13 protein-coding genes are annotated in these 12254 nt (G+C 38.4%); 11 read left to right on the plus strand and 2 right to left on the minus strand.

Annotated features, from left to right (window positions below):
* The first annotated feature begins 220 nt into the window (after positions 1–220).
* On the plus strand, positions 221–2563 hold the full coding sequence (locus AUF14_RS05770) for a helicase C-terminal domain-containing protein (protein ID WP_016180286.1): 2343 nt from the start codon (positions 221–223) through the stop codon (positions 2561–2563).
* A gap of 243 nt (positions 2564–2806) precedes the next feature.
* On the opposite strand, the gene AUF14_RS05775 is transcribed toward AUF14_RS05770, so the two are convergent.
* Complete coding sequence (locus tag AUF14_RS05775; RefSeq protein WP_016180285.1) at positions 2807–3298, minus strand: YajQ family cyclic di-GMP-binding protein; 492 nt, start codon at positions 3296–3298, stop codon at positions 2807–2809.
* Positions 3299–3511: 213 nt separating this feature from the next.
* Here AUF14_RS05775 and AUF14_RS05780 point away from each other — a divergent pair, with 213 nt between their 5' ends.
* The 6 genes from AUF14_RS05780 (at position 3512) to AUF14_RS05805 (ending at position 6779) form a co-directional block, all read left to right on the plus strand.
* Entirely contained in the window at positions 3512–4411 is a 900-nt protein-coding gene (locus AUF14_RS05780; protein ID WP_048721417.1) for a YitT family protein, read from the plus strand.
* A 96-nt stretch (positions 4412–4507) separates the two neighbouring features.
* A complete protein-coding gene (locus tag AUF14_RS05785) occupies positions 4508–4849 on the plus strand; it encodes a metal-sulfur cluster assembly factor (RefSeq protein WP_016180283.1) in 342 nt (113 codons plus the stop codon).
* Positions 4850–4920: 71 nt separating this feature from the next.
* Positions 4921–5136, plus strand: a complete 216-nt coding sequence (locus tag AUF14_RS05790; RefSeq protein WP_016180282.1) for a hypothetical protein — start codon at positions 4921–4923, stop codon at positions 5134–5136.
* Positions 5137–5244: 108 nt separating this feature from the next.
* Positions 5245–6162, plus strand: coding sequence for a helix-turn-helix transcriptional regulator (locus tag AUF14_RS05795; protein ID WP_049221635.1), 918 nt, complete (start codon positions 5245–5247; stop codon positions 6160–6162).
* A complete protein-coding gene (locus AUF14_RS05800; RefSeq protein WP_016180280.1) occupies positions 6162–6461 on the plus strand; it encodes a YciI family protein in 300 nt (99 codons plus the stop codon). Before AUF14_RS05795 ends, AUF14_RS05800 begins: the two co-directional genes overlap by 1 nt.
* A gap of 15 nt (positions 6462–6476) precedes the next feature.
* Positions 6477–6779, plus strand: a complete 303-nt coding sequence (locus AUF14_RS05805) for a YciI family protein (RefSeq protein WP_016180279.1) — start codon at positions 6477–6479, stop codon at positions 6777–6779.
* Between the two features lie 40 nt (positions 6780–6819).
* On the opposite strand, the gene AUF14_RS05810 is transcribed toward AUF14_RS05805, so the two are convergent.
* Positions 6820–7386 carry a hypothetical protein gene (locus AUF14_RS05810; RefSeq protein ID WP_049221632.1) on the minus strand — a complete coding sequence of 189 codons (567 nt, stop codon included), beginning with the start codon at positions 7384–7386 and terminating at the stop codon, positions 6820–6822.
* 214 nt (positions 7387–7600) lie between these two features.
* On the opposite strand from AUF14_RS05810, the gene AUF14_RS05815 reads away from it, so the two are divergent.
* From AUF14_RS05815 to AUF14_RS05830, 4 genes are all read left to right on the plus strand, one after another.
* Positions 7601–9136 (plus strand): ABC transporter permease/substrate-binding protein, encoded by a 1536-nt coding sequence (locus AUF14_RS05815; RefSeq protein WP_049221629.1) that lies wholly within the window; start codon positions 7601–7603, stop codon positions 9134–9136.
* A complete protein-coding gene (locus AUF14_RS05820) occupies positions 9137–10093 on the plus strand; it encodes an ABC transporter ATP-binding protein (RefSeq protein ID WP_049221626.1) in 957 nt (318 codons plus the stop codon).
* 73 nt (positions 10094–10166) lie between these two features.
* Complete coding sequence (locus tag AUF14_RS05825) at positions 10167–11492, plus strand: dihydrolipoyl dehydrogenase family protein (protein WP_102865941.1); 1326 nt, start codon at positions 10167–10169, stop codon at positions 11490–11492.
* 74 nt (positions 11493–11566) lie between these two features.
* On the plus strand, positions 11567–12253 hold the full coding sequence (locus tag AUF14_RS05830) for a hypothetical protein (RefSeq protein WP_049221619.1): 687 nt from the start codon (positions 11567–11569) through the stop codon (positions 12251–12253).
* Position 12254: the final 1 nt, after the last annotated feature.

Raw genomic sequence — 12254 nt, forward strand, 5'->3', positions numbered from 1 at the left:
CGATTTTGACATTTCAATCAGGTTTTTTGTGAATCATTTTAATGAGAGTGACGAGTATGGATTTAAATCAAGAGCTTCCAATATTCATTTCTATCCATATAAAGCGATTGATAAAAAAGAAGTATCAATAAAACTTGACGAGTGATTGAAAATCTTCTATGGTGAAACAGCAAAATGATTTTGAGAATCATTGAATAGAAACGAAGAATGAGGTAAGTGTATGGTAGTCAAAAAAATAGCGATTCGCGAACTCGTTGAATTTATCTTGCGTCGCGGTAGTATTGATGAAGGAAAAAACAGTAATCATACACCTCAAGAAGGCGCCCGAATTCATCGTCAATTGCAAAAAGAAGCGGGCGAAGGCTACCAAAAAGAGGTTTGGTTGAAAAAGCCACTTGAGATTGCTGAAACTGCCGTTCAAATCGAAGGACGAGCAGATGGTATCTATTTAGAAGATGATAAAATAATTATTGATGAAATTAAAACTTCGGAAACCCCCTTTGAAGAGCTTGAGACGGGAATTATCGATCTCTATTTCTATCAAGCGATGGTTTATGCCTATATTTATAGTGAGCAAGAAGAATTAACGGAAATCGGTACGCGTTTGACCTATTTTCAAACAACGGAAGAAAAGATCACGCGTCAGCTTCGGACCTTCAGCTTTGAAGAACTGACAGATTTTTTCAATGACTTGATTGAGCGATATGAGAACTGGCTAGTTTTTCAAATGCAATGGCGAGAAACACGTAATAACTCGTTAAAGTCACTAGCATTTCCATTCGATACCTATCGAGCAGGTCAAAGAGAGTTGGCCGCGGCTGTCTATAAAACGATTCATGCCCAGCAAAAACTGTATGTGGAAGCACCGACGGGAACTGGCAAAACCATGTCAACTCTTTTCCCGACATTCAAGGCGATGGGTGAAGAATTAGGCGAGCGGATTTTTTATCTAACCGCTAAAACTATTACCCGTCAGGTAGCAGAAGAAACAGTCACGAAAATCACGAAAAAAGACGCTCGTGTAAAAAGCGTCACATTGACGGCCAAGGACAAGATTTGTTTTTTAACAGAACGCAACTGTACACCAGAGCATTGCCCCTTCGCGAAGGGATATTATGATCGGGTCAACGACGGCCTTTGGGATATGTTAAACAATGATGATCAATATACACGTCCAGTCATTGAAAAATACGCCCGAAAGCATGAGCTGTGTCCTTTTGAATTGTCATTAGATATTAGTCGTTTTTGTGACTTGGTCATTGGTGATTATAATTATCTATTCGATCCAACGGTTTATTTGCGCCGTTTCTTTGAAGAAGAGAATAAAACAAATTTAGTGTTAGTTGATGAAGCTCATAATCTAGTCAATCGTTCAAAAGAAATGTACTCGGCTAGTATTTCTAGGGAAAATATCGCGCAGATGCAAAAAGACTTAGATAAATCCTTTAAAAAATTGAACAGAGCATTTACCAGAGTTGATAATGAGTTTGAACTAATCCATCAATCGCTAGAGGGCAAGGCCTATCACCATCAGCAGGCTGCTCCTGAAAGTTTGATCAATAGTTTGTTTAAATTACAAGAACAGATCAAGGAATGGCTGGCAGAAAACCCCGATCATCCAGCGCAGCAGAAAATGCTGCCAGTCTATTTTGAAATTATCCGTTTCACGCGGATGAGCGAATTCTACGACGATCACTATCAAACAACCGTTGAACATAAGAGCTATGATTTGATTGTAAAAGAGTATTGTATTGATCCTTCTTGGTTTTTAGAGCAAACAATGGAGAAGGTCGGTAGCAGTATCTTATTTTCTGCTAGTTTTTCACCTCTAGATTATTATCAAGAGGTTTTAGGCGGAGGTGAGGATAGTTTAACCTATCGTTTGCCAAGTCCTTTTCCAAATGAAAATCGTTTAGTCTTGGTAGATGCCAGTATCCAAACGACCTATCAAATGCGCACTCAAAGTATTCCCAAAATTGCCGCGTCTATAGAACGATTGGTAAAAACAAAAACAGGCAACTATCTTGTTTTCTTTCCATCCTTTCAATACTTAGACCAGGTGGCAGATTATTTCCACGACGTTTATCCAGAATATGCGATTCAGATTCAGGGTTCAAAGTTGAATGAGGCGGAAAGAGAGGATTTTTTGGCCGCATTTGTCGATCAGCCTGAGAGAACGCTGATTGGATTTTGCGTGTTAGGCGGGATTTTTTCAGAGGGAATTGACTTAGTTGGCGAACGTTTGATTGGAACCGTGGTAGTCGGTGTAGGACTGCCACAAGTCAACCATGAACAAGAATTGATCAAAGAATACTACGATGAGAAACGCAATCAAGGATTTAGCTATGCGTACCAGTTACCAGGTATGAACAAGGTTATTCAAGCTGCTGGTCGTGTGATTCGAACAATGGAAGATCAAGGAATCATTTTGTTACTCGATCAGCGTTATACCAATCCACACTATCAAAAGCTGTTGCCAGTTAGCTGGTCAGATCGAAAAATAGTATACGGAGCAACAGAGGTAGAACATGCGTCACGCGAATTTTGGCAAGAAAGGGAATAAATATTCTAGCGATAAATTTATTCTCTTCAATCTTGATCATTGATAAAAATATCGCAAACGAAATACCAAACAATTCCCTAACAACCAGCAATTAGCTTCAAATAAGGCAAAGGAGCTGTGACAAAAGACTTGTCACAGCTCCTTTTTCTGAATAAGCGGTATGTTGAGGTATGTTCCAGAAATAGTTTCTTTGAAAAATAAGTCGAAATTTCGTGAAGCTGCCCCCATCTGTCACAACCGTTTTTAACGGTAATTAATGAATTGTACGTCAATCGGTAGTTCGATATCTTTTACTAATGCAATGACCTGTTGCAGATCATCACGGCTTTTTCCAGTCACTCGCAGTCGGTCTTCTTGTATTTGTGCTTTTACTTTGATTTTGCTGTTTTTGATCGCTGTCGTGATTTTTTTAGCACTTTCTCTATCGATTCCATTTACTAATTCTGCTGCTTGGCGAGCATTTCCGCCTAACGCGTGTTCTGAAGCAGAAAACTGAATGTTCTTCAAAGGAACACCGCGTTTAATTAGTTTGCTGAAAAGTACGTCCTTGACTTGCTCCACTTTGTATTCGTCTTCAGCCTTTATGACTAACTGATTTCCTTCTAGCTTAATGTCAAAGAGACTACCTTTAAAATCAAAGCGATTCTTTAATTCTTTTAGCGCAATTTGCACACCGTTTTTGACTTCCTCTTTATTCAGTTCCGAAACAATATCAAAGCTTGCATCTTTAGCCATAGACATCCTCCTTGTTTGCTTTAGCTGCTTATTTTTCCTAAGGATTCGAATGCCGTGTATCCTACATTTGGACATTCCAATCCATTTCTTATAGTTTATCAAAAATTGCTAAGAAAGCCATAATTATTCTCCAATCTATTATGGAAAAAGATTGATTATTGATGAGAGAACCTGTTATTCTATTAGAGGTTTTAAATGAAAGGGGAATCATGGATGCAGAAGGTTATTAATTATACATCAAAGGATTTAACAAAAAAAATCCTTGTCATATTATTTACAGGTCTGACCGGTGCTGTTGGACTAAATTATTTCTTAATTCCAGCAAATGTTTTTTCTGCGGGTATGACTGGGATTGCCCAAATCGTAGAGCATTTGCTCTCAAATGTTGGTTTATCCATTGATACTGGGATTTTAATCTTTCTTCTAAATGTTCCAGTATTCATTTTAGGGTTTATTAAATTAGGAAAGTCAGCAATGATTTTAAGTTTCGCCAATGTGATTGCGATGTCGTTCTTTACGACGATTGTTCCTACTGGTCAAGTCACGGATAATGTATTGATGAATGCGATCACTGGTGGTGTATTGTTGGGAATCGGCGCTGGATTATCGTTAAAATTTGGTTTTACAACAGGCGGACTGGATATCGTTTCATTGCTTTTATCAAAAACGACTGGCCGAACTGTCGGAAATTATATGATGCTTTTAAATGGTGTCATCGTGGTTGTTGCAGGCTTCTTTTTCACCTGGGAAAGCGCCTTATATACGATCATTACGATTTTTACTATGAGTACGGTTGTCGATTATGTTCATACTAGTCACCAAAAAATGACTGCTTTTATTACAACAAGTAAAAGCGCTGACATGCGGGCGGCTTTAAATACTGAACTTCTACGAGGAATGACTGTCATTCAAGCACGTGGAGGGTTCAGTTCTAGTGAACGAGAAATGATTATGATTGTTTTTACCCGTTATGAATTATATGCATTGAAGCAGGTAGTTGCAGATGTTGACCCTCAGTCCTTCACTAATATCGTAGCTACAGATTCGGTTGTCGGGACTTTCTTAACACAAGATGAACAACTTCAATTGAAGAAGTCACAAAATAGTAAGTAACAATTCTTAAATGAGAATGAACAGGCTTCAATTCTCATTTACAAAAGCATCAAGATAGAGTAAAATACTTCTTGAAACTCGAAAGGAGTGGAGCAGGTGGAAGAGAACACACAAAAATGGACCGATGCAGAAATAGCTGAAATTAAAGAAACTATTTTGACTGCTTTAGAGTCAGTGATTGACCCTGAGTTAGGTATCGATATCGTTAACCTTGGCTTAATCTATGAAGTAGATTTCGAACAGACTGGGAATACTGTCATCAAGATGACTTTGACCACTATGGGCTGTCCGTTAGCAGATATCCTGACTGACAATATCCAATCAGCATTGGCTGAGATTCCTGAAGTTACCAATGTAGAAGTAAAACTTGTTTGGTACCCAGCGTGGACAACGGATAAAATGAGTCGTTACGCGCGAATTGCACTAGGCATCCGTTAATATATCTAGAAATTTGTCTCCTCTTTTCTTGAGAGGAGATTTTTTTTGCTATAATTGAACTAAGGAGGCGAATGCACTTGGAAGATTATGAATTGGCCGATTATTTGGCTGCGAAGAAGTCGCTAGCTTCAACACTGCATAAAATTGAGCAGGCAATCATTTCATTAGAGGAAAAGCAAACTGCAGGTAAAAATGTGAAAGCCCAAATTACGCTGTCAAAGGAACGAGTTAAAGCCTTAAAACTTTCCCTTGCACTGATTGAGCGCGAGATTATTCGATTGAAATAAAACAGAAAAAACATGATTGAAAGTGTTTTTTCTGTTTTTTTATTTTTAATATGACAGCTTATTGTCTCATTAGTATTAGTATAGTTTTAAGCGAAAGGAAGGAGCATTATGCAGATTGAACGATTAGTACGAATGATTTTTTACATCGTTAATCGAAAACAAGTTACTGCAAAAGAATTGGCGGATTACTTTGGTGTCTCTAGGCGAACGATTTATCGTGATATTACAACTCTGAGCTTGTCTGACATTCCTATTATTTCGAAAAAGGGCGCAGGAGGCGGTATTTCATTGATGGATGGATACAGCTTAAATGAATCGTTTTTGACGACCGAGGAACAATTACAGATTTATCAGGGGTTACAGATTTTACAAGCATCAAATTACTCTGACGCGGATCAAGTGCTAACGAAAATCGGTGCACTTTTTAATCAGACGCCAGCTGATGACTGGCTAGAAATTGATTTTAGTTATTGGGGAAGCAGTGAGGACGAGAAAATCACGATTTCTGAATTACGTCGAGCGATTACTCAAAAATATATTCTAGCCTTCGATTATTTCAATTCTGAATTGCAACGATCTGAAAGAAAAGTGGAATCGCTTCGTTTAAGCTTTAAGTCCCATGCTTGGTATATTATTGGCTATTGTCACGATAAACAGGATATACGAATTTTTCGATTGTCCCGGATGAAAAGGATACATGTTTTAGAACAAAATTTTGACCGAACGCTACCTGAAGATTTTTCTTTAGCTCATTCTGACTGCAATACTGAATACGTATTTTTCAAGCTTCGATTTTTACCAGAAATGGCTTATCGTTTATTTGATGAGTTTCATGAAGATGAAGTGAAGCGATGTTCGGATGATAGCTATTTAGTGACGGTTAGGTATCCACTGAACGAATGGACGTATCATCGTTTACTTTCATTTGGACCTTATGTAGAGATACTTGAACCATTAAAAGCGCGAGAAGAAGTTAAAAAACGAGCATTGAAAATTGCTCAGCAATATAACAAGGAGGAGAACTAATGGAGGAATGGCTATATGTCATGTTGATTAAGAAAACCAAAGAATATCGCCGTTTAAATAAGGCAGGAGTTACTGAGCATATCGAAAACTTAAGAAAACTGGATGAAGAAGGCACAATCGAACTAGCTGGAGCGTTTAAGGGTTACCCAGGAATGGCTGGAATGTTTATTCTGAAGGCAAACAGCTATGAAGAAGCCGAAGCAATCTGTCAAAAAGAACCCTTAATTGTTAACGGTTATGCTACATACGAGCTCCACCGATTGCAGGCAGCCAATAAAGAAAATAACTATTTATTATAGAAAGGGGATAATGAAATGAAATCGGGAAAGATGTTATTTGTTCGGATTGACTTCAAAAATAGTGAGGACGCGGTCATTGAAAAGGTAGCGATAGATTCTGCAGCTTATTTAAAACAACTATCGAAGGGACGTTATCTAACTGCTGGAGTATTTGGCGATATGGCAACGGAGATAATCGATGGAGCCATGGTAGTGTTTGAAGCTGAAAATTTAGCAGAGGCGCAAGCCATTTCAGACGCGGACCCAGTCATTCAAAGCGGACTTTATCGCTATGAGCTAAAACAGTGGCATGTGATGATAGCTTCGGCAGAAAAGTAAGAAAAAAAGAAACGACCATCATATGTCGTTTCTTTTTACTTTAGAGGCTTCGAAAAAGTTTTAGAGCGGCCGTAGTTCTTATTTTAGTAGGATCATTTAATGACGAAAGTTCAGTCTGAACGTCTTTTTCCGAAGCTTCTTTTAATAAAAGCAGCCGATAAATCAAGCGCAGATCCTGTCGCCGAACTTTTGGAAGATGCTGCATCAAGACTTGGTTTAGATCTGCATTCATTTGATTGATTCCAATCAAGGGGTCTTTTTGAATAGTGTATTGTTTCAAATAACGATCAAGGTCCTGCATCGCTGCTTCAGCATTTTCAGGAACAAAACCATTTGCCCAGGAGGCGGTCACCAGAACAAAACTATCCGAATCAGACAAATTTTGTTTAAAGCTCGTAATTGTCGCATTCAGTACTTTTTCCTGTAATTCCTCAAAAATTTCTGGTTCATTTTGTTTGATTCGTAAAAAATAATTGGTGAAGCCATCGCTATTCAATAAATTCAAATCTATTGCTTTAAACCAATTATAATGGTGAGAATTCAGATAAGAATAAGTTTTTTCTTGGGTTGTACGCTGAATTTGTTTTAATTCATCAATTGATTTCATTTTTCTCCTTCTTTCTTTTTCAAATTATTCAGTTACAGTTATTAAACATCATTCCTTGTGCCAAATCTTAGGCATTCTCTCGTTTTATCAGAACTATTATTTCCTGAATAATTTCCAATCATTATTATACTACTTTTTGAGCGAGCCGATCTTTTTGTCTCCGTTTTTGATTAAGTTATAATGAGAACAAGTCATAAATTTGAAAGGATATTTTATGAATGAATTAATTAATACCTTTAGTGAAAGAAAAGACGATCTGCTATCGGCGATCTTTGAGCATTTAGCCATCTCGTTAAGCGCTCTGTTGATTGCCATAGTGATCGCGATTCCGTTGGCGATATTATTGAGTCAACGAAAAAAATTAGCCGAGGTCGTTTTACAAATTACTAGTATTTTACAGACAATTCCGTCATTGGCATTACTAGGGTTGCTGATTCCCTTCGTTGGAATTGGTACAGTTCCCGCCTTGATCGCCCTAGTAGTTTATGCATTATTGCCGATTTTTCAAAATACTTATATTGGATTGGCTGAGATTGATCCATCAATTGAAGAGGCGGCTGATGCTTTCGGAATGTCACGCATGCGAAAATTGATGCGAGTTGAATTACCTATGGCGATGCCAGTCATTATTTCCGGAGTTCGGACTGCCTTGGTCTTAATCATCGGTACTGCAACATTGGCCGCCTTGATTGGAGCAGGCGGCCTCGGTACTTTCATTTTGCTGGGAATCGACCGTAACGATCCAAACTTGACGTTAATTGGGGCCATCAGCTCCGCTTTACTAGCCATCATTTTCAGTACCTTGATCCGTTTTCTACAAAATCGAAGCGGGAAAGTAACGCTGATCACTCTTGGAGTTATTTGTTTGAGCATTGGCGGAATCTTTTTCGCTCAAAACAATCCAATTGGCAGTGAGACAGTAACAATTGCCGGGAAATTAGGTTCTGAACCAGACATTTTAATCAATATGTATAAGGAAGTTATCAAGGATGAAGATTCCTCGATCAATGTGGAATTAAAGCCTAATTTTGGAAAAACCAGTTTCTTATTTAGCGCGGTGAAAAGTGATCAAATCGATATTTATCCTGAATTTACAGGTACTGTTTTAGAAAGCTTAGTCAAGGTTCCTAAAAGCACGCCGGATAATTTATCACCAGAAAAGACGTACAAAGAAGCAAACAAATTACTAGCTTCGCAATTTGATATGCGTTTATTAAAACCCATGGATTATGAAAATACGTATGCTTTAGCGATGAAGAAAAGTGAAGCAGAAAAACGTGGAATCACTAAAATTTCTCAATTGCAGGGACAACAAGATCAATTGAAAGCTGGCTTTACTTTGGAATTTATTGATCGTCAAGACGGTTATCGTGGAATTCAAGATAAATATGGCGTGAAATTAAGTTCGGTTCAAAGTATGGAACCTGCACTGCGTTATCAAGCAATCAATAATGGTGACGTCGATGTGATTGATGCATACTCAACGGATAGTGAGATCAAGCAATATGATCTGGTGACCTTAGAGGATGATCTTCATCTTTTCCCACCATACCAAGGTGCTGCATTGATGAAGAAGGAGTTTGCTGATAAACATCCCGACATTGTCAAAGCCTTGAATCGTTTGGCAGGCAAGATTACTGAAGATCAAATGATCGAAATGAACTATCTAGTGAATGTGAAAAAGGAACAGCCAGCTAAAGTTGCTCATGACTTCTTGGTGAAAGAAAAAATCATTGGGGAGGAGAAATAAATGGAATCAATTATTGAATTTAAAGATGTAAGCAAGGAGTTCGAAGGCAATGTTGTCTTAAAGGATTTGAACTTCCAAGTGAAAAAAGGAGAAATTTTTGTCTTAGTTGGTCCTTCAGGAAGTGGAAAAACGACTTCGCTAAAAATGATCAATGGTTTGATTGAACCGACCGACGGGAATCTCTACTTTAAAGAAAAACGAATCAAAGATTACAATATTCAGAAGCTACGCTGGCAGATTGGCTATGTTTTACAGCAGATTGCTTTATTTCCTACCATGAGTGTTAAGGAAAACATTGAAGTCATTCCTGACATGCTCGGCTGGGATAAGGAACGACGCAATAAACGTGTTGACCAACTATTGAGGGAGGTTGATATGGATCCTGATCAATTTAGAGATCGGATGCCAAGCGAGCTCTCAGGCGGTCAACAACAGCGGATCGGAATCATTCGTGCGCTGGCATCAGAGCCGGACATTGTCTTAATGGATGAACCGTTTAGCGCACTTGATCCAATTTCACGCGCAAGTCTTCAAGACCTTGTATTAGAATTGCATCAAAAGTTAGGTAATACCGTAATCTTCGTGACTCATAATATGAAGGAAGCAATGAAGATCGGCAGTCGAATCGCGGTCATGCATGAAGGGAAATTAATTCAGTGTGATACACCTGAAGAGATTCAAAAACATCCAGCCAATCAATTTGTGGAAGAATTCTTTGATGAAACAACGGATGAAGTGTATACACAAACATTAGAAGTCTTATATAATGGCGGCTTTTATCAAAAATCAGAAACAGCAGCCTCTGAGTTATTAGCATTATCTATTAATACCAGCTTGAGCGAAGTCTTTGATCTATTAGCCGAGCATGATGCTTTTGCAATGAAGCAAAACGGCAAAATAATTGGCATCATTAATCGGAGCGATGTGTTCCGTTATTTAAGTCAAGAAGCCGGCTAATAATATATTACGACACCTTTTAAGTTTGAGTGAAATAAAATGGTATGCGGCATGAGAATATGGAGGACTAACAATGGAAAAATATGATGTGATTGTAATTGGCAGCGGTCCTGCTGGAAATTCCGCTGCTTACGGTTTCAAGGAGCAGGGAAGAAAAGTAGCAATTATTGAATCGGATCTATGGGGAGGTACTTGCCCTAATCGTGGCTGTGACCCTAAAAAAATGCTGATGAGCGGAGTAGAGGCGCAAAAACGAATTGAGACAATGGTTGGCAAAGGCTTTGAACAAACACCTAAAATCATTTGGGAAGATTTGATGACCTTTAAGAGAAGCTATACAGACAGTGTTCCGCAAAATACTAAAGATGGCATAGATGCAGCTGAAATTGATCGTTATACAGGTCAGGCCAGTTTTATTGATGCTCATCAAATCATCGTTAATGATAAAATTTTAGCATCTGATCAATTTTTGATTGCAACAGGCCAAAGGCCATCTGTGTTGCCGATTGATGGACAGCACTTGCTGCAAAGCAGTACGGATTTTTTAGCTTTAGAACATTTACCTGAAAAAATTGCTTTTATCGGTGCAGGGTATATTGCTTTCGAATTGGCCGTGATTGCTAGTGCTGCTGGATCAGAGGTTCATATTATTCATCACAATGATCGTCCATTGAAAGAATTTGATCAAGAACTGGTGACAGCTTTAGTAGAGCATATGAAATCAGAGGGCGTTCATTTTCACTTTAATGTAAATACAAAAGCAATTGATTTGAATCATCCGCAATATCGTATCACGGGTGAAGATTTTGAACTGATCACTGACAGAGTTTTCGGTGCCACTGGTCGAATACCAAACGTGGAGGCTTTGAATTTAGAAAAAGCCGGTGTTACTTATGATAAAAAAGGAATAAAAGTTGATGATCATTTACGTACCACACAAAAAAATATTTTTGCTTGCGGAGATGTTGTAGCGAAGAGTCAACCAAAACTGACTCCTGTAGCAAGTTTTGAAGCAGGTTATGTTGTCAAAGCTATGGCGGACTCCGCTGAAGCGATCAAATATCCATTAATTCCGACGATCGTTTTTGGAGATCAACGTCTTGCAAGATTAGGGATAAGCGAAAGAGAGCTTACTGCTCATCCGGAAAAATACCATTCACAAACAATGGATTTGTCCAGCTGGTACACTTATCAGCGAATCAACGATCAAGGGGCAAAAATCAAGTTTGTCTATGATGAAGAAGATAAAATCGCTGCTATAACTTGTTTAAGTCAATTAGCAGATGAAGTCATCAATTATCTCTTGATCGCTTTAACAAAGAAAATGACACATGAAGAAATTGAAAAATTTATCTTCGCCTATCCAAGTCCAGCTAGTGATCTTTCATATTTTATTTAAAACAGAGGGCAACCTCTGTTTTTTTTAGTACAATTATGCTAAAGTTTACGAAAATACGTTCCCATGGTGAGAAGATGAAAACAACATTAACACAAGAAATCGAGAAGGCACTTTATTATTATTGTATTGAACTTGGTGGCATCGTCGTTGAAGAAGTCACAATGCCAGATGATCAAGGAATTGTCGATACACTAGCTTGTTTTTTTAAACCAGATACTACAGAGTGGCGTTGCTATGAGCTTAAGGTGACAAGAGCTGATTTTTATTCAAAGGCAAAACTTTCTTTTATTGGGCATTACAATTATTTTGTTTTAACGGAAGAATTGTATTTGAAGGTACTGGAGGACATTCCAAGTGAGATTGGCGTTTTAGTTTACCGACCATACACACAGGCGGATGAACTTCCTGCTGATGGCACGTTCTTTGTTGCAAAGAAACCAGTAAAAAGAGCCTTGCAAGTTGAAAAAACAGCTCTTACTCAACGGTTCATGGCTTCGCTGTTTCGCGAGGTCCAAAAAGCGAAGCGCATGTCATATGGCACAAGCTTTTTTTCGACAGAACAGCTTTATAAAGAGTTGCGGCGACGCTTGGATGAAAAGGACAGCCTACAGGAAAATAATTACTATCAGCGCTTCATTGAAGATGTGCAAGCAGCTCGCATCGAAAGTTTAGAAGAAGAATTACGAGCATTAGAGCAAGATTATGACTTTTTACGTCAGCAAAGACAGGTTCGGCGTCGTTCGACAGAGCCATTGGAGTGAG

The sequence above is a fragment of the Enterococcus avium genome, from assembly GCF_002891025.1.
Classification (GTDB): Bacteria; Bacillota; Bacilli; order Lactobacillales; family Enterococcaceae; genus Enterococcus_A; species Enterococcus_A avium.

Bases quoted from the DNA above. Each gene is read 5' to 3' on its own strand.
- AUF14_RS05790 (WP_016180282.1), top strand. From the start codon at position 4,921: ATGCACTTGGAAGATTATGAATTGGCCGATTATTTGGCTGCGAAGAAG.
- AUF14_RS05770 (WP_016180286.1), top strand. From the start codon at position 221: ATGGTAGTCAAAAAAATAGCGATTCGCGAACTCGTTGAATTTATCTTG.
- AUF14_RS05820 (WP_049221626.1), top strand. From the start codon at position 9,137: ATGGAATCAATTATTGAATTTAAAGATGTAAGCAAGGAGTTCGAAGGC.
- AUF14_RS05805 (WP_016180279.1), top strand. From the start codon at position 6,477: ATGAAATCGGGAAAGATGTTATTTGTTCGGATTGACTTCAAAAATAGT.
- AUF14_RS05775 (WP_016180285.1), bottom strand. From the start codon at position 3,298: ATGGCTAAAGATGCAAGCTTTGATATTGTTTCGGAACTGAATAAAGAG.
- AUF14_RS05800 (WP_016180280.1), top strand. From the start codon at position 6,162: ATGGAGGAATGGCTATATGTCATGTTGATTAAGAAAACCAAAGAATAT.
- AUF14_RS05795 (WP_049221635.1), top strand. From the start codon at position 5,245: ATGCAGATTGAACGATTAGTACGAATGATTTTTTACATCGTTAATCGA.
- AUF14_RS05830 (WP_049221619.1), top strand. From the start codon at position 11,567: ATGAAAACAACATTAACACAAGAAATCGAGAAGGCACTTTATTATTAT.
- AUF14_RS05780 (WP_048721417.1), top strand. From the start codon at position 3,512: ATGCAGAAGGTTATTAATTATACATCAAAGGATTTAACAAAAAAAATC.
- AUF14_RS05810 (WP_049221632.1), bottom strand. From the start codon at position 7,386: ATGAAATCAATTGATGAATTAAAACAAATTCAGCGTACAACCCAAGAA.
- AUF14_RS05825 (WP_102865941.1), top strand. From the start codon at position 10,167: ATGGAAAAATATGATGTGATTGTAATTGGCAGCGGTCCTGCTGGAAAT.
- AUF14_RS05815 (WP_049221629.1), top strand. From the start codon at position 7,601: ATGAATGAATTAATTAATACCTTTAGTGAAAGAAAAGACGATCTGCTA.